Raw genomic sequence first — 17581 nt, 5'->3', positions numbered from 1 at the left:
ACCGTGCTGGATTGGGATAAAGAATCTGACTAACTTTCGACACATCGGCAAATGCCGTGTGCCCAAATAGATCAAGATGAACGTACAGCAATACATCGACATCCTCAATGTGAGATTCCAAACAGGGATTTCCCGCGAACATGCCTACCGCGGCGACTTGCAGCAGTTGTTGGAATCCATGCTCGAAGGGGTGCTTGTCACCAACGAACCCGCCCGCATCGACTGCGGCGCGCCCGATTACATCCTCACGCGCAAAGACATTCCCGTCGGGTATATCGAAGCCAAGGACATTGGCATCGACCTCAAATCCAAGTCACTCAAGGAGCAGTTTGAACGCTACAAGGCCTCGCTGACCAATCTCGTTTTCACCGATTACTTGGACTTCCATTTTTACAGGGACGGGCAGCTTACGACCACGGTCAAAATTGCCGAAATCAAAGACGGCAAAATTGTCGCCCTGCCCGAGAACTTTGAAACCTTTGTGCAGCTGATCAAGGATTTTGCAAGGGTTGTCACGCAGTCCATCAAAAGCCCGACGAAACTCGCCGAGATGATGGCGGGCAAAGCCAAACTCCTTGCGGGAGTGATCGAAAAAGCCTTGGATTCCGACGAAGAAACCCAGGAAAACTCGCAGCTCAAGGATCAGTTTATCGGCTTTCAGCAGGTCTTGGTGCATGACATTACGCACAAGGCCTTTGCAGATATGTATGCGCAGACCATCGCCTACGGCATGTTTGCAGCGCGGTACCACGACCCTACCCTGCACGACTTCAGTCGGCAGGAGGCTGCAAACTTGATCCCGCATTCCAATCCATTCCTGCGCAAGCTCTTTCAGTCCATTGCAGGCTATGACTTGGATACCCGCATCATTTGGTTGGTCGATGACTTGGTGCAAATTTTTCTTGCAACCGACGTTGCCAAGATCATGCGCAGCTTTGGGCGCAGCACCAAGCAGGAGGATCCCGTCATTCACTTTTACGAAACCTTCCTTGCCAACTACGATGCTTCCCTGCGCAAGGCGCGCGGCGTTTGGTACACCCCCGAGCCCGTCGTGAACTTCATCGTGCGGGCCGTGGACGACATTCTCAAGACCGAGTTTGGATTGCCGATGGGTTTGGCCGACACAGGTAAAACCAAGATCAAGGTAAAAGTCAAATCCAAGGCCACCGCTGACCGTCGCTCGGCAGTCAAGGACGAAATCCTCGAGCAAGAAGTCCACAAGGTGCAAATCCTGGACCCCGCCACAGGCACAGGGACTTTCTTGGCGGAGGTGATCCGGCACATCCACAAACGCTTTGAAAACCAAGCGGGAATATGGCCCAAGTACGTCGAAAACGATCTTTTGCCCCGCTTGAATGGCTTCGAATTGCTCATGACAAGCTATGCCATGGCGCACCTGCAACTCGACATCTTGCTCACCGAGACAGGCTTCACCAACCCCAACAAAAAGCGCTTCAAGGTTTTCCTGACCAATAGCTTGGAGGAGGCTGTGGACTCAGAGTTTAACCTGTTTTCGCAATGGCTGTCGCAGGAGGCCAATGAAGCCAATGCCATTAAGCGGGAAGCGCCGGTGATGGTGGTGATTGGGAATCCGCCGTATTCGGGAATTTCCTCGAACAATGGAGAATGGATCGGCAAATTGGTTGATGATTACAAGTACGTTGATGGAGAGTATTTTGGTGAGCGAAAACACTGGCTTAACGATGATTACGTCAAATTCATTCGATATGGACAGCACTTCATTGAAAAAAACGGTAGTGGAATATTGGCGTTTATCAACCCACACGGGTTCCTAGACAATCCAACGTTCAGAGGAATGCGATGGAATTTGCTGAAAACATTCGATGTAATTTACACTATTGACTTACATGGCAATTCCAAAAAGAAAGAAACAGCGGCCGATGGGTCAGTTGATCAAAATGTTTTTGACATCCAGCAAGGGGTGTCAATAAATATCTTCGTAAAAACCGAAAAGGCACAGCAAGTTGAGGCAAAAGTTTATCACTTTGATTTGCCTGGCAAAAGAGAATTGAAATATGACTTTTTGCTTAATGAAAGCCTTCGATCAATCAGTTGGGAAACAGTTCTTCCAACCAAGCCATATTACTTCCTTAATCCGCAACATTTTAGTGGCATTGAAGATTATCAGAAAGGATTCGCAATCAATGATTTATTTAAGCAAAACTCCGCGGGTTTTGTGAGCGCGAATGATAGCCTTAACATTTCATTTTCCAAGGGAGAGCAGCTTGAGAAGGTTGCAGACTTATTGTCACTATCCGAATTGTCATGGCGGGTAAAATACAAGCGACAGAAGGATGCACGTGATTGGACATACAATACTGCAAAAGCTGACGCAGGAAAAAGCAATATCGATCAAAATTACGTACAGGTTTGTTATCGACCTTTTGATTTCCGATGGACACTTTACTCCGGAAATTCGAGGGGGCTATATTCTAGCCCACAGCAGAAGATAATGAGCCATTTGCTGAGCAGGAACAATATAGGTATCATTTGCCCAAAGCAAGTACCGGAGATGGAGGAATCTGGTGCGTACGTGACCCGGTTTATTGCAGGCCATAAGAGTTGCAGTGCCTACAACATTAACGATATATTCCCACTATATATATACCCAAAGGACACAAAGCAATTGACATTAGGCAATGATTCAGTCAGAACACCTAATTTCAACTCGGAGGTAATCACGCAAATTGAATTAAAACTTGGATTGCAATTAACACCAGAAAAAGCCACCCACTTTGGAAATTTTGCCCCAATTGACTTGGTCGATTACATCTATTCAATACTCCATTCTCGATCCTATCGCAAGAAAAACAAAGAGTTCTTGAAAATCAGCTTCCCGCGCATCCCCTACCCCAAGGATGTCGAGCGCTTCTGGAAACTCGTGAAGCTCGGCGGAGAGATCAGACAGTTGCACTTGCTGGAAAGTCCCCTGCTCGGCAAGATGATCACCGGCTACCCCGCAGATGGCGACAACAAAGTCACCAAACCCCGCTACCAAGACGGCAATGTCTATATCAACGACACGCAGCACTTCAGCAACGTCCCCCCAATCGCCTGGGAATTTTACATCGGCGGCTACCAACCCTGTCAAAAATGGCTCAAAGACCGCAAAGACCGCGAGCTGAGCTATGAGGACATCTTGCATTATCAAAAGATCGTGGTGGCACTTGTGGAGACGGATCGCTTGATGAAGGAGATTGATTTGGTTCGGGTTGAGTGAGGGGGGGGGGGATTCGAATTCTCCTTTGGAATTCCACAAAATTGTCATTAACTTGAAGCTTTCAAGCTTTAATTACGTAGCCAATCATGCCCTATGTGCACAAAAATCACCTTTAGAAAGTCTGTGTTGACGACAATTTTGTCTGCTTTTGCTTGTGTTGTTGGCTTTGGACAGACACCTTGGACCACCGGCGGCAATGCTCCAAGTTCCAATTGTTTCATCGGAACGACAAATCCGACACCACTCGTTTTGAAGACCGACGGCACCGAGCGACTGAGCCTGAGTGCAACCGGAACCGTGAAGATTGCCTCACTTTCCTCCGCAGATACGGCCACTGTAATCGTGATGCCAGATGGCAGTCTCGGAAAAGCAACCGACCCAGGCACGGGCGGTGGAGATTGCAACCTGTTGATTTGGGACGGTAATGGGAATGCTGCTGGTCCTGATTGCTTCATCGGCACGACCAATCCGGTTGCATTCCGCGTCTACAGCAACGGGATTGAGCGAATGCGTGTCACACCCGCCGGCAATGTAGTGGTACAGGGTGCAGACGCTAAGGCAGCATTTCAAGTCTATGACCACATGGGAGTTACATTCAACCGTCAGGATATTGGCCTTGCGGATGTTGTGCGGACTATCGGTTTCAACATGTATCAAAATGGCGCGACACAGCACCACTATCAGCTTGGGACCGCCGCAAAAATGGAGTACCAATCGGCTGCGGGGATACTTCAATTCAGCGTGGCGCCATCTCAAATCGCTGATGCAACTGCGTCATTTCCCGCAGGCATACAGTTAAATGAGCAAGGAGCGGTCGGCATAGGATCTGCCCCAGCAAGTGGTACACGTCTTTTTGTGCAGGGCACGGCCAAAGTGGCGCAAGCTACCAATCCTTCAAATTTCGTGGCGCTCTCGCACGACGGGACCTTTGGCCGACTGGAATCTGTGGGCGGGACAGGCACCTTGGCTTTGGTTTCAGCCAATGGTACGACCTCCATTCAACAAGCATCAAATGCCAACAATGCCATCACCATTGGGCACAATGGCACAAATGGCTTCCTTGAAACAGCTGGTAACCAGAATTCAAAGCTTCAGATAAACATGCAGTCTGCAAAAACTGTCCAATTTGGCGGGGATATCCTTGTTGCGAACCATATTGGGGTTGGTACTTCGAATTTTTTTGAGGGGAACCGAGAATACAAACTCTGTGTGAATGGTCACATCCGCGCAAAAGCCGCCCACGTTTATCCAGCTTGGGCAGACTATGTATTCCAATCAGATTACAAACTGATGCCACTTTCTGAAGTTGCCACCTTCATCGCGTTGAACGGGCGTTTGCCAGGCGTGCCAAGTGCAGTTGAGGTAGCCGCAGATGGCATTGACCTTGGTGAAATGCAAGCCAAGTCTCTCGAAAAAATCGAAGAACTGACTTTGTATTTGTTGGAGCTAAAGGCAGAAAATGAGAAGATCATCGCCACCAACCAAGCCCTCCAACAGGATGTCGATGCGCTCAAAAAGGCGATCAAGCAATGAAAGCCTTCCTTTCACTCGCTTGCCTACTTTTGTTTTCTGCCGCAGTTTGGGGACAGACGTCGGAGAGTGTGCTCAAAAATGGCATCAAGACCAACTTGTTGGGGCCTAGTATGATGCTCCGATTTGGCTCGGTTCAATTTTTCTGGTGGAATGCCGACTTGCGTTATGAAAGGAAACTGCCGAATGTCAAGTTTCTTTCGATCGTAAGTGAATTGATGTTTTCAAGGCAGCCGGAATTTATCTCAGTATATGACCCCAACGGCAATTGGATCGACTTTGCGTCGTCGCACCAAATGGACCTGAATCTTCTTGCAGGCCCAAGATTGACAAAGGGCTTGGTCAAACGAGATGGCTTTGGACTAGGCTTGTATGCAGAGTTACGGGCAGGCATCGTCGGTAGCTATGCCAGGTTTCAAGATGCTGGAGGTATGATCGATTATGGTCGAAAAAATCGCTTGGGCGCGACCGCCCGCCTTCGTGGAGGGATAGAGTTCCGGATCGGCAGGCGAATCGGCTTAGAAATATCGGGCGATGTGGGGCCCTATCGACTTCTTGGTTCAGGTACATATAGGATAGATGCTTATCCAGAGGTAAGTATCGGGTTTTGGTTTTGAATGGAGCAATGCGAAAGGTTCAGCACAGCAAATGGATATGAGGAAGTTTTCATGCTTGACATTGTTTTTAATCGCAATGCTTTTGGAAGGAACTTGCTTTGGTCAGGATACACTCTCATCCCGCCCAACGATTTTGAAATTTGACATTTTCGGACCGCCTGCAACCTTTTTTATGCCTTCCCTTCGCGCCTCCGTGGAGGTTGAGCGCCGCTTGATACGATCACCTCGACTTTCAATCGTTCTCGATGCGGAATATCGTTATTACCTCCACGATTATGAAGATATCTACGTTTGGCCTCAAGGGTGGTCGGAACCAATCAGTTTTTATGTGACCCAGCAAAATATCAGCATCTTCTTCGGCTTGCGATACGCAAGGCCATTTTCCATGAAAAGCCATCAGCGATTGCAATGGTTTCTTGAGCCAAGACTTGGTTTCGGTCGGCATCACGCGAGAATTTCGGCAGGTCATACCTCCATTCCAAACAGCTATGAAAAACGATGGGTTATTGATCCCAGGGTAAAGACTGGGATTATTTTTCCAATTGGCCAGCGAATCACTTTGGAAGGATCCTTTGATTTTCTGTCCTACCAGTATCTCGGCAAGTATAGGCGTGGACTCCAAACCATTGGAGAATTGAATTTCGGTTTCACCTTTTAATCACTCTACGAAATGAACATGTCCACCTCGTGTAGAATGTATTTCCTCGGCATATTGCCTCTTCTCTTGGTCATTTCAATTTTGCCGAATGCAAATGCCCAACAAAACCTGATACGAAATCACAGTTTTGAAAGCGGGGCACCACAACCGAATAATCTTGCCGATTTTGATCCCAATGTCTTTCGATGGAAGAATTATACAACACTTGGGGTAGGAGCTTATGGTACATCAGATTGGTTCAAAGGAACGCCCAATGGGTTCCAAGGAACGGTCTCATGCCGACTTTCCTTTCAAAATTCATTCAATATTTGGCCATTCGTGCCTACCAACGATGGCAACCACTATGCAGGACTTGTCAAATATCCAAACTATCGTGAAGGCGAAGGCGTTCAACAGCGACTGCAAAACAAATTGGAAGCCGGCTACTACAACCTTGATTTTGACTACCTTTTGGCCTGCGATACGCAAACATACGCCATTGAAATATATCTCGGTGCTGGAATGAATCATTGCAGTTATTTGGCAGCCTCAATGAGTCTTCCGACGGCAAACATCGGAGTTTGGCAAAACATAAGCACACAAATCATGGTTCCCAACTCTTTCCACAATCAGTTAGATTGGTTTATCGTCCTCAACAATGGACAGGGAGATTATTACGGAGTTGGGTCTTATGCCGCGTATATCTATATCGACGACTTTCACCTTACAAAATCACCCTGCACCGATTGTGATCCTAATGGACTAATCTCATGGAACAACAACAGCATTCGGAACTACATGACCCCCAATGGCGACAACGTTTTTGACAATTGGTGTATGACCAATATCAACAACGTGAGTTCATACGAATTGGACGTTTATTCGCGAATGACACCCGTTTACCATGAAACAGGTCACAATGCCAATGGTTATGAAACCTTCAGCCTTTGTTGGGATGGAAGAAACAATAGCGGGCAACCATTACCGACTGGCGACACCTATACAATTGTTGTGAAGCTTGAAAATTGCGGTTCTCAAATTTCAAAGTTGACCCAAGTGTATGCCTCCAATGACCTCGCACATGATGCTTTTTCCGTTGCCCCAAACTACGTCCCACCACTTTTTGGGCTTGAGCCATCACCGACGCATTATCAAATACTTCACCTCTATGGCGGCCCCTACTACGGCACCCATGATTGGTATGCCTGCGACTCGATCATAATTGGTAGTGATGAAGCCCTCAGAGTACCTTATTTCTGGGCTGCGAGCACGAGCAACTTGGGCTTTCATTTCACAAACGGGTTTGACACCCGACCAACAACTGATTTCCGGATCGATCCCGGAGCTGATGTGGACATTCTTCCAGAACCTGTGGCTTGCTGTCCGCAGTTTAGACTTGCGAATCCTGATTTGCCTACCACACAAGTAGGTAACCTTGAAGCGCTTTCCGAAGAAAGTATTGAGATGGATCCTGACGAAAGCGAAACACCTCCATTGATTGATCCTGGGAATCAACAAGATGCATTTCAAATAGCTGTTTTTCCAAACCCTGCTGATGATGTGATCTACATAGACATTCACCTTGCGAACGAAGACATTCTCACAGCAACATTGCTCAATCCCGCGGGAATCGATCTCCGTCGCATCCTGGAGGGCAAAGCATTCACGGCAGGTGACCACACAATTTCAGTCTCATCAATTTCGCTTCCCGATGGATTGTATTTTGTGCAATTCCGACACAAAGCGGCTACGGTTACCGCGAAGGTTGTTATTCAACACTAGCGTCGTCACCCCCGACCTAACCGCTTCATTTTTATTGAAGGGTACGCTCCCCCAAAATCCCCGATGGGGCGCAATCCCCTAGCGAAGGGTGCAGGCCTTCGCTACCACGAAAGCGATTCGGTCCACATTGCAAGTAATCAAAATCCGGTCACAAAAAAACTCTCCCCCCCCTGTAAGAATCCCGCCCCTTCGGCTACCAATAGGGAAAGAAAAACAGGAAAGAAGATGGAAAATCTCACGACAGTACTTCGCCCGCCGCTTGTTTGGACATTTCTCAAGGACAAGGCGGTCCTCCACAGCAAGGGCGACAGGGTCCTCGAACTCAGCACCGCCTCGGCGACGCAGGCAAGTTTCACATTCGCGGGGAAGGATTACCGCATCCGGAAGGAGGGCTTTTGGAATCCGAAGACCCTTGTGGAGCGGGACGGGCAAACCTTGTTGACGTTCAAGCACGCTATTTTCGGGAGCAACGGCACCGTCCAATTTGCCGGGGGAAGGCAGTATGGGATGAAGCTGCGCAATGCGCCGTTGGTGACGCTGACCTTCCTCGCCGCAGACCAACAGGAAGTACTGCGCTACCAACTCGAAGGCTGTACAAACCCCAATTCGGTCCAACCCAAGATGATGGTGTTTCCGAATGCCGTTCCGGCCGAAGACCTGTTGCTGCTGATGGTCTTGGGCTGTTTTGTATTCAAGGGATTCGTGCAAGAAAGCAGTGATTTGGATTTGTTGGTCTTGGTGGCGGCGGCTTCGTGAGGGATTACGCACCCCATCGCGCCGTTCGGAAGATGGGCGGCATCAGATGGGTTTCATTGCAATGGTGGGGATTGGGGCGTATTCGTGCCTCGTGATCGTAGATACGCGATCAATCGCGTATCTACGATCACAACAAACGTTAAAACAAGGATAATAACATTGGGGCTCCGCCCAATGCGATTGAAATCCCATGAAATGATTGGTATTTATTCGTAGATGCGCGATTTATCGCCTATCTACGTTCACAACAAACGTGAAAACAGGGAAACAGGAAAAAAACGAAAACAGAATTGGTTCCAAACCAAAAACAACCGCCCAATCAAACATCGATCATCCGCAAATATTTCAATTCAGGTTCACAAATCAACCAACTCTTCACAATCAACTTTTCACTTTTCACTGATCACTTTTCACTCAAGAAATTACGCCTCCACGCTTCGCTCTGAGCGGGCTCCGGCGTGCGGTCGATCAGCGTTTTGGCCGGAGGCCAACGCTTCATAACTCTCAACTCTCCACAACCAACTTATCACTGATCACTTTTCACTTTTCACTTAAACTCCCTGCGCGTCCCTTGCTTGTTGACGCTTGAGTCTGCGATTCCGGCGGTTGCGGAAGCGCCATTTGGGGTGGAGGCCGCCGCGGTGCTCGCGGTACATGAGGTGGGACGGACTCCGGTGGTCAAAGCTGACCTTGTCGCCGTCGAAGAGCGCCACGCGTTCGTTGGGGGCCACGGGGTCGCCGTTGACTTCCGTGAAGATTTCGGGGACGATGTACACGACTTCGTTGCGCAAGACGAGCTTGGCAAAGGTCTGCGTGGCATTGCCCGGGGCGTTGTGCGTATGGGTATGGCGCACTTTCATGCGGATCGTCGCAGTTGGGCCGCGGCCGATGGTCACTTCTTCGTTTTTGCGGAGCAGGTCGGTGATATGCACCATGCCATACTTCTTGCGCATGGTCCATACTTCCATTTCAGAGGCTTCCAAGGCAGGCGAACCTTCGGAGAGAATCAAGGCCAACACGCTGCCAAAGACCAGAAATGCAAACAATTTGGGAGCTTCGTAGCCGCGGGCATGCACCAAAACCATCGGGAGGTAATAGACATGGAAAGCCACAAATCCTGCCGCCAAACCCGCCATCAAACCACGTCCGCCACGAATGCCGGAGCGCACGGTGAGCACAAAAGCAAGCAATAGGCCCAAGAGCAAAAAGGCGAGCAATCCCGGGAAATACAAATGCGTCGAGAAGACAAATCCTTGGAGATAACCAAATCCGGCAAATACCATCAGGGACAGGATGCCACCGATGAGGCCCCGCAAAACGGAGCGCAAAAGCGCTTTGATCAGGTTCCATCCGCCGAGGCCGCCACGCGACTGTGAAATTTCGGAGGCGATGGCAATCAGGAAGACAATCAGGGCGCCCATGATGCCCCCGAGTACAAGCTGCTCAAAAAACGAATTGAGGAAACCTTCGCGGGCAATGCGGATGCTGTCTTCGAGGGGCGCCTCGGTGACACCTTTCAGGCCCCACCGTTGTTGCACCCATGGCCTGCTCGCAAGCCGGTCCATGTTCAGATTCCAATAAACCTTCTTATTATTCTCAAACAGGGCCCATAATCCCCATCCGACAAAAGCGCCCACTGCGGCCATGAAGACCCAGAATAGTTGCTTGAAGACGCCGACTTGGGCAAAAAAGTCGCTGCTCCCGCCGGGGCCGTGGCCTCCTTCGCATTTGTTGGGATAATAAATGCAACGGTTTTTGCGCTTGCGGTTTCCGCCGTCCTTCCCTCCTTTTCGCCCTTCGAATTGCCAGGTTTCCATGGACGTCATGTGTTCGCAGCGCACCACGACTTCGTCTTCGTCTCGAAACGGAAACTTGGTGAGTGGATCATAGCGACGCACCCCCTCCTGCTTGACCTGCCAATATTGTTTGACGTATTTGTTGCGGAAATCTTTCCATTGGCGCCGGGGAATAAACACCGCGAAGATCACAAACAGCAAAATGATCACCGCGCCGCCGACCAAGGAGTCGATTTGCCAGGTGCTTTGCTCATTCCAAGGGTTGTAAAGGCCACCCAGGCGGTATTCGGAGGTATCGCGGAGGGCGCCGAGACGGGCCTCGACATAGTTCACGCGGCCGACGTGGGGGTAGGCGGTGGACTTGACCAGGATCGTATGCGTGGCGGGCCATTTGGAAAAGCCTTTCACCTCCGTGCACAATCCGGCGCAGGCAATGCCGTAGGAGACGCTGTCTTCGCGGTTGCGGGTGGCGGAGACGAGGGGTTGGGTATTCTCGATATAGGTCTTTTCGCCGAAGAGGATCGGGTAGATGACAAAGGTCTCGTCGAGTCCGCGGATCTTGTCGATCAGCTGCTTGCGGGTGAAGCGTTCCTCGGGTTTGCGGTTGCTTTGGTCGTCTTCGCCGTCCCCGACGACGATGAGGAGCTTGCGGCCGCGGGCATCGGCCATGCGGTCGATCGCCTTGGCGACGTTCTCATATAAATAGGTGTAGCGGGCGACGGCAGGCTTCTGCGAATTCAAAAACGAATTTTCGCCGGCAAGCGTGCGCTCGTACCAAATTTCGTCGTAGGTGTAGATTTTGGCTGCATAAGGGGCATCCAATCCGCGCACAATGGAATCGACAATGGCTTTGGCCGAATCCATGTACACATATTTGCCATTCTCCTGCTTCCACATCGACGAGCTGATGTCCATGAGCACCGTGACCACGTCAAAACGTTTGGCCACGACTTTTTGGATTTCCATTTCGCTCGGTGCAGTCGCGCCGGGCAGGAATTCCATCAGGTGGAGGCTGTCTTCCAAGTACTTGGTTCCCGGTACGGAATCGCCTGTCATGAACTTGACATGGACATCCAAATAGCCTGGAATGCGGGTATTGGAGACGACATATTGAATCCTGAAGGTCGAATCCGCAATGGCATTGGGGACGCTGATATTAAACGATGTCAATTTTTGCGCTGCGGCTGTCAGTGGCAGCAGCAGGCAACACAACATCAAAAGCTTGCGGAGCAATTTTCCCATTCGATCACCTATGCAGTTTCCTGACCTTTGATTTTGACCTTGATTTTGCCCGCGCCACTTTCGTCACGGACCGGTTTTGAGCCGGCTTCGTAGTAGCCTGCATCTTCGAGTTCGTCCCAATTGAGCCAATAGTCGATGCCATCGAGGCGGTCATTGACGTCGTTGATCTTGCCGGATGTCGTCCTGGTAAAGAATCCGCAAAGCTTTTTGCCATCGACAAAGTCAATTTTGAGGAGCAATTGAAACAATTCGCTGAATTGCTCATCCTGAAATTCCTGCTCGATTTGTGACAAGCGCATGGGGCGGCCTTCGACGACTTGCAACCACCCGATTTTCACGAGGTCGCGGTGGTCGGCGGCGACTTCCTTGATTTCAGGCCATTTTTCCACGTCGCCGGCATCTTCGTAGAAATCGACGGGATGCGGAGCGATGGCGCGGAAACGGTCCAAACGCACTTCGTATTGCTCATTTTCAAAGTCGAATTTGAGCACCGTCCCCAGCAAAACGCCTTCGACGAGGGGCTTGTCTGACTTGAAATGCGGCCTTTCCTTGAGGTAGGTGGCCACTTCGCGAATGAAATTTTTGTGCAAGGACAGTTCGCTGATGGCGGTTTCCTTCCAAAAACGCTGCAATTCGGGTTTGGGCTTGCGCTTGACACGCGGGTCGGATCCACCGCGGGATTCGAGGAGTTTCTCGAGCTCTTCGTCTTTGCGGCGCTGTTCGCGGCGGTAGAGAAGGAAGCCGATGAAAAATGCCACAAGCAAGCCAAGGGCGATGTACCATACAATCGGCGGAATCGGCGGTGGCGGAACGATGTGAACCGTACCCGAACCGGTTTTCTTGAGTTGCTCGGCATCGACCAAGGACAAACGGTAATCGCCTTCCTCTGCCAATTTGAAAATGCGGGCAATCTTTTCCTTGTCGATGACGGTGTCACCGGAAATGGCCATGCTGCCTTCCACCTCAAAAAACACGCCTTCGGTCAGACGCTGCAAGAAAACCGTATAGGGTGCCTTGCCACCTTTGACTTTGATTTCGACGCGTGCGCCTTCCATCGTGTCGCGGTAGGCAAACTTGATGTTGTCCTTGACACTGTTGAGGGTAATCGACGCCTTGTTTTCGGGAGCAACTTTGTGGGTCGCACCGACGACATAGTCAAGGGAGTCCTTGGGAGGACGCACATAAAGTTTACCGTCGCGCCATTGGGCGTTGACGGCAGTTTCACTAATAGGACTACCGAATCGCGAAAAACTCAGGTTGATTTGATCCCGATTAGGCAATGCCCGCGTGAATTTGGCATAAGAAATATCAACGCGGTAGGTCACGCTATCGATCAATTCCTTGGTCATTTTGATCGCAAGATAAGCGCGCGCTTCTCGGCAGCTTGGCACCTCCGGATTATCTTGGATCAAGTCAATCAGTGCCTCGGCATCTTCATTTTCCTTGGCGATTTTGACCGCTGCATCGATGTCCGGAAACTCGGTCTGTTTCGGAGGCGCTACTTTGGTAGTTTCAATGGGTGGCTCCGGTACATCGACCACAACCGGAACGTCAATGCTTTTCAGCAACCCCTCCACCTTAAAATTGAACACAAAATCAAAGGGCTTTTCCTCGGTTGTTTTGGGCGTTACGGCCTTGACCCCAACCGTAAACGCATAACTTCCATTCTTGTCCACCTTGAAAATTTGGGGCGGCGGCAAGGAGTCACCTTTGACATATTCAAAGTTCTGTGCGGTAATGTAGCGTTTGCGCATCGCGGCAGGATTGCCTCCCTTTTTGCCTTCCAGGTAGATTTGCGGCGACATGTCCACCCAGAGGTTACGCACGATGATCTTAAAGTCGGCCGAACCGTCGAAGGTTGTTCCGAGCGGTGACCAGTCAATTTTGATGATTTTGAATTTGATGAAGCCTGCCTCCATCGGTTGGAACATGATGGCATCGGTACCGGCTGCAATCGGCTTACCGGGGCTCGTCGGCGCGTCCATCGTATAAGCCGCGAAAGTGACTTTGGCAACCGTCGGCTGTGCGCCATTCGCTTGGCGGTCCTTGAGCTCGATTTCCCGTGTCCAGTTTTGGGCTGACACGACGGCCGGCCATGTCAACAGCCCAATCAGGGCCAACATTAGCAGCCAACGTTTTGCATTTTGCTCATTCATGGTCGCCTCCTTTCATTCGGATCAATTTCTTTTGTTCTTGTTTTACATGGTTGCGCCAGTTTTCTGGCATGGCTCCGTTGGCAATCAGGCCGATTCCCGGCTTCACGATGCCCAAGGGTTCGGCATATTCCCTGACCCAACGGGCGATGTTCTCGTCTTCGGGGTAAGGAAAGCGCAATTCGGCATGGTAAATTTCGTATTTGAGCATGGCCTCGATGCGCAAAATCAGATCGTCCAGGGAATAATGGGAACCAAATCCCTCGGTATTTCCGCAGATACGGCCTTGGTAGGGTCCCTCGTCTGCCTGAATGTTGGGATGCCAAATTTCGCTGGCCATATAACAAACAGGTGCTTCTGCGGGAAAGCCGGAAGGGAGATGAATCTCAAGCACATGCGTATCGGCAAAGACAGGAAGCATGTCTGAATCAATCCGCACGATGGTACTGAGGCCGGTAAAGGTAATGCGGTAGTCCCTTGGCGGAAGCGCATCGGGAAAAGGAAGTTTGTAGGCAATCCCGTCGTGGTTTTGGCAGAGGTTTTCCACCAGCATGTGCTCACGCGCAAGCCGTTGCTCCAATGGATCAAGTTGCTTGCCTACTTTCTCGTAGTAGGCCGCAAAACCCTGCTGCTCCTGTCGCGACATCTTCTTTCTTCAGTCCGTCCAAACAGGTCGTATGGCCTGCCGGTGCTTATGCTTCCAACAAATATTGAAACAATTGGGCTTTCCTCAAGATATTGCTCAACCGGGCACGTAAATGCGCACCATTTCGAGCTTGGCTTCATTCAAAATATTCTGCTCTTCCAGCGGCTTGTCTTGGTCAATCTCAATCCGCTTGTTTTTCTCCCGCTTGAAAATTTTGTACTCAATCGCCTGCGAATCACCGCTCAGCGAATTGGGGTCTTCTTTGGGGATGTTGAGCTCCTCCTTTTCGAGCAATGTATTGATAATGTCGATGGGGGAAGCTGACAGGGGCAATTCCACGTCCACATCCGTACCAATTGAAGGAATCAACACATTGACAATGACGATATCATCCATAACGCAATCTAAAATCAAGCCCCCGTTGATTGCCCCTTTTTGACCGAAGTTGGTAGGGGCGGGAATAGGCTAAAAATAGAAATTTTTTAAACAAATCAATAATTCGCTGCGAATTTTTAGCCTTTTGTTCAATCGTTGCCGCGCTTTTGTTGAATCTCTGCCGGACCAAACTCCCACCACCGATGGGGTAAATGCTTGATTCCCTTGCCAAAGGCAAACAATGGCGCGTCTCCATCCAAAGCAATCCATTTGCGTTCCTCGCCCCGCCCGACCCGCAAAACATGCCCAACGGGAATGCCAAAATCACTGAGCCTTCGGTCGCCAAATCCGTCACCTTCGCGCAATTCCTCGATCAGCGCGCCTTTAGGAACCGCAATTTGCAGTCCCAATTCGGCCTCAAATTCCTTGGCGAGCCGGTCAGAGAAATGTGGCAGCGGCAAAATCACATCCATTCCCCTCCCCGATTGCATCGAAGTCAGGCGCGTCGCCACGCTATGATCCAACAAAATGCAGGGTTTTGTCATGCGGAGTTCAGATTTGAACCAAGTCAGCGCTTCATCGACCGTAGTGTTGGCAGACAACGGCGTCGAATGGGTTTCCAAGGCAGGATAGTGGCTTTCGCATTCGGATTTTAAAGGGCGCTGTTCATAGTAGGCTGCATGGTTTTGACTGCCTTCGTAGGAAAACATTCTGCCTGCAAGCGAATGGTTTTCCTGTTGCATCACGAATTTCAAGGCTTCCTGCACTTGAATGGCGCCAATGATCGACGCCGCGATGGGCGTTGTGGTCGCGCGACCGCTCATGGCATACCGTCGCGCCATATCCGTGCAACCCAGCCGCTGCCGAATGTCAGCCCAGGCCATCGACGACAATCCGCATTCGTAGCAAGACTGCCCCGGCACGTAAGCCGCAACCTGCCCCGAGAGGTTCAAAATGCCTCCGTCGACCCAGGGTTTCCCCGCCCGCCAAGCCAAGCGATTGAGGTATAGCCGCGCCAACCGGTTGTCCACGCAACCAATGATCACATCGACATGCGCCAGCAAACCCAAGGAAAGGTCAATGGCTACGTCGCCCAATTGGACCAAAATTTCAAGGTCAGGATTGATTTCGAGCAGGCGTTCTGCTGCAGCAATCGCCTTTGGACGGCCCTGCATGGCATCCGAAGCGCGGTACAACACGCTGCGGGAGAGATTTCCAGACTCCACATGGTCAAAATCCATGATCGCAATTTGTCTGACATTGAGCAAGGCCAGATTTTTGAGGACTTCGTTGCCCAAAGCTCCGGCGCCCACCACCAAAACCCTGGCGTTGCGAACTTTGTCCTGATCCCACTGCGGGACCTGCTCAAAAATTTGGTCTGAAAGGCTCATAGGGCCGTCATCATGGCCAACAGCGAGTCACGGCGTGCGACAAATCGGGTCAAGTTTTCATCGTGCAATCCGATGGCGGCCCCAAACGTCCGTTCTTTGCGATGGTCGACCTGCACGCCGTTTTTCCAATACCTAAAGCAGACGTGCGGACCCGTGGACCTGCCCGTACTTCCCACATAACCAATCACTTGCCCCTGCCGCACCTCAGCCCCGGGAACAATGCCCTCGGCAAAGGCCGACATGTGCAGGTATTGTGTTTGGATCGAATCGGTATGAAACAACTTCACATAATTGCCATTTCCGCCCTTGTTTTCGGCATTGAGAACGGTGCCGTCGCCGACCGCCAAAATCGGGGTGCCTTCGGGCGCTGCATAATCGGTTCCCAGGTGTGCCCGAATTTCGCCGTTGCGTTTGATCGGGTCCACGCGGTTGAGGTCATATCCCGACGAAATGCGGCCGTATTCCAAGGGGGCCATCAAAAATCCAGACTTCATCGGGCGGCCTTCAAAGTCATAAAATCCTTCACCCAGTTCATCTCCGAAGGAAAAAGCAAATCCTTCCTCGCCATTTTGCCGGTAGCTGACTGCGAGCAGTTCGCCGACTTCCGCAAGGTTTCCCTCAAATTGGGTTTCTTCATACAAAAGTTGGAACCGGTCTCCGGGTGCCAGGTGAAACAAGTCCACCTTCCATTTCACGGCTGCTTCAAGCTTGCGCGTGAGCAACAATCCGGAATCCATGTTGAACATTTCGTCAGCGAGACTGGTCTTGATCACCACGGTTTTCTGGGCGTTTTTGTGGCTCAGCACTGCCCTGCCATGGACATACACTTCGGGCGTGCCATGCAAATTCATAAACACAAATGTGGCAGGATCAGGCTCATAGACAAACATGACCGGCTGCTGCGGAATCTTCGGGGAAAAGATCAGATAATACCTTGAACCCAACCGAATGTCTGGAATTTGCTTGGATTTTGCTGCTTCCATCACCTGCAAAACCTGCCGGTAGTCGACATTTTGGGCGGTGAGCAAATCCCCGATGGATTGTCCCTCTTCAAAAACGCCCTTTTGGCATTCCAATTTTTCCTGCGAATGTCCCCAATCGATCCTTGGGGCGATGCCCAAACATTCGATGGGCATGACAGGAACCGGTTTGGCCTCGGCATTTTCCTGAAGCTGTTTCGGCTTTTTCACCGGAATGAAAATGAAGGCCGCAGAAACAGAAAGCACCAACAATCCAAAAGCAATCGACAAAATCAGGCTAGGCCGTTGCAGACTGCTTTTTGCCTTGGCCACCCGCTGCGAAGGTGCCACCTCCGGTTCTACGGGAACGATAACCGCAGGCGTCCGCTCGACAATCTCCTCTTCCGGGGTATCGTCGATGTAAACAATCTTCGGCTTTTTTCTTGGGGCCATGGC

At 50.7% G+C, this 17581-nt stretch carries 12 protein-coding genes; 6 read left to right on the top strand and 6 right to left on the bottom strand.

The annotated features are described in order from the left end of the window. Positions 1-76: 76 nt before the first annotated feature. The 6 genes from IPN95_12530 to IPN95_12505 all read left to right on the top strand — a co-directional run bounded on the left by IPN95_12530 (position 77) and on the right by IPN95_12505 (position 8563). Entirely contained in the window at positions 77-3241 is a 3165-nt protein-coding gene (locus tag IPN95_12530; GenBank protein MBK9450210.1) for an N-6 DNA methylase, read from the top strand. A 123-nt stretch (positions 3242-3364) separates the two neighbouring features. Then, on the top strand, positions 3365-4774 hold the full coding sequence (locus IPN95_12525) for a hypothetical protein (GenBank protein ID MBK9450209.1): 1410 nt from the start codon (positions 3365-3367) through the stop codon (positions 4772-4774). After that, positions 4771-5388 (top strand): hypothetical protein, encoded by a 618-nt coding sequence (locus tag IPN95_12520; protein ID MBK9450208.1) that lies wholly within the window; start codon positions 4771-4773, stop codon positions 5386-5388. The genes IPN95_12525 and IPN95_12520 overlap by 4 nt, the downstream gene beginning before the upstream one ends. 37 nt (positions 5389-5425) lie before the next feature. Further along, entirely contained in the window at positions 5426-6046 is a 621-nt protein-coding gene (locus IPN95_12515) for a hypothetical protein (protein ID MBK9450207.1), read from the top strand. A 318-nt stretch (positions 6047-6364) separates the two neighbouring features. After that, positions 6365-7807, top strand: coding sequence for a gliding motility-associated C-terminal domain-containing protein (locus tag IPN95_12510; GenBank protein ID MBK9450206.1), 1443 nt, complete (start codon positions 6365-6367; stop codon positions 7805-7807). A 225-nt stretch (positions 7808-8032) separates the two neighbouring features. Then, the gene (locus tag IPN95_12505) at positions 8033-8563 is read left to right on the top strand and encodes a hypothetical protein (GenBank protein MBK9450205.1); all 531 of its coding nucleotides are present in this window, start codon (positions 8033-8035) and stop codon (positions 8561-8563) included. A gap of 551 nt (positions 8564-9114) precedes the next feature. On the opposite strand, the gene IPN95_12500 is transcribed toward IPN95_12505, so the two are convergent. The 6 genes from IPN95_12500 to IPN95_12475 form a co-directional block, all read right to left on the bottom strand. Further along, positions 9115-11601 carry a VWA domain-containing protein gene (locus tag IPN95_12500; GenBank protein ID MBK9450204.1) on the bottom strand — a complete coding sequence of 829 codons (2487 nt, stop codon included), beginning with the start codon at positions 11599-11601 and terminating at the stop codon, positions 9115-9117. Positions 11602-11609: 8 nt separating this feature from the next. Next, positions 11610-13757 (bottom strand): hypothetical protein, encoded by a 2148-nt coding sequence (locus IPN95_12495; GenBank protein ID MBK9450203.1) that lies wholly within the window; start codon positions 13755-13757, stop codon positions 11610-11612. Beyond that, positions 13750-14400 (bottom strand): hypothetical protein, encoded by a 651-nt coding sequence (locus IPN95_12490; GenBank protein ID MBK9450202.1) that lies wholly within the window; start codon positions 14398-14400, stop codon positions 13750-13752. Before IPN95_12490 ends, IPN95_12495 begins: the two co-directional genes overlap by 8 nt. Before the next feature lie 96 nt (positions 14401-14496). After that, positions 14497-14796, bottom strand: coding sequence for a hypothetical protein (locus IPN95_12485; protein MBK9450201.1), 300 nt, complete (start codon positions 14794-14796; stop codon positions 14497-14499). Positions 14797-14924: 128 nt separating this feature from the next. Next, complete coding sequence (locus IPN95_12480) at positions 14925-16166, bottom strand: ThiF family adenylyltransferase (GenBank protein MBK9450200.1); 1242 nt, start codon at positions 16164-16166, stop codon at positions 14925-14927. After that, positions 16163-17578: a peptidoglycan DD-metalloendopeptidase family protein gene (locus IPN95_12475; GenBank protein ID MBK9450199.1), complete on the bottom strand. Its 1416-nt coding sequence runs from the start codon at positions 17576-17578 to the stop codon at positions 16163-16165. Before IPN95_12475 ends, IPN95_12480 begins: the two co-directional genes overlap by 4 nt. Positions 17579-17581 lie beyond the last annotated feature (3 nt).

The organism is Bacteroidota bacterium, assembly GCA_016718825.1.
Taxonomy (GTDB): Bacteria; Bacteroidota; Bacteroidia; order J057; family JADKCL01; genus JADKCL01.
The sequence above is the reverse complement of the archived record's forward strand: the minus strand, read 5'-3'. Positions and strand labels throughout refer to the sequence as shown.

What these genes read in the sequence shown, in the direction of transcription:
- IPN95_12480 (MBK9450200.1), bottom strand. Translation starts at nt 16,166, where the DNA reads ATGAGCCTTTCAGACCAAATTTTTGAGCAGGTCCCGCAGTGGGATCAG.
- IPN95_12505 (MBK9450205.1), top strand. Translation starts at nt 8,033, where the DNA reads ATGGAAAATCTCACGACAGTACTTCGCCCGCCGCTTGTTTGGACATTT.
- IPN95_12485 (MBK9450201.1), bottom strand. Translation starts at nt 14,796, where the DNA reads ATGGATGATATCGTCATTGTCAATGTGTTGATTCCTTCAATTGGTACG.
- IPN95_12475 (MBK9450199.1), bottom strand. Translation starts at nt 17,578, where the DNA reads ATGGCCCCAAGAAAAAAGCCGAAGATTGTTTACATCGACGATACCCCG.
- IPN95_12500 (MBK9450204.1), bottom strand. Translation starts at nt 11,601, where the DNA reads ATGGGAAAATTGCTCCGCAAGCTTTTGATGTTGTGTTGCCTGCTGCTG.
- IPN95_12495 (MBK9450203.1), bottom strand. Translation starts at nt 13,757, where the DNA reads ATGAATGAGCAAAATGCAAAACGTTGGCTGCTAATGTTGGCCCTGATT.
- IPN95_12520 (MBK9450208.1), top strand. Translation starts at nt 4,771, where the DNA reads ATGAAAGCCTTCCTTTCACTCGCTTGCCTACTTTTGTTTTCTGCCGCA.
- IPN95_12490 (MBK9450202.1), bottom strand. Translation starts at nt 14,400, where the DNA reads ATGTCGCGACAGGAGCAGCAGGGTTTTGCGGCCTACTACGAGAAAGTA.
- IPN95_12515 (MBK9450207.1), top strand. Translation starts at nt 5,426, where the DNA reads ATGAGGAAGTTTTCATGCTTGACATTGTTTTTAATCGCAATGCTTTTG.
- IPN95_12530 (MBK9450210.1), top strand. Translation starts at nt 77, where the DNA reads ATGAACGTACAGCAATACATCGACATCCTCAATGTGAGATTCCAAACA.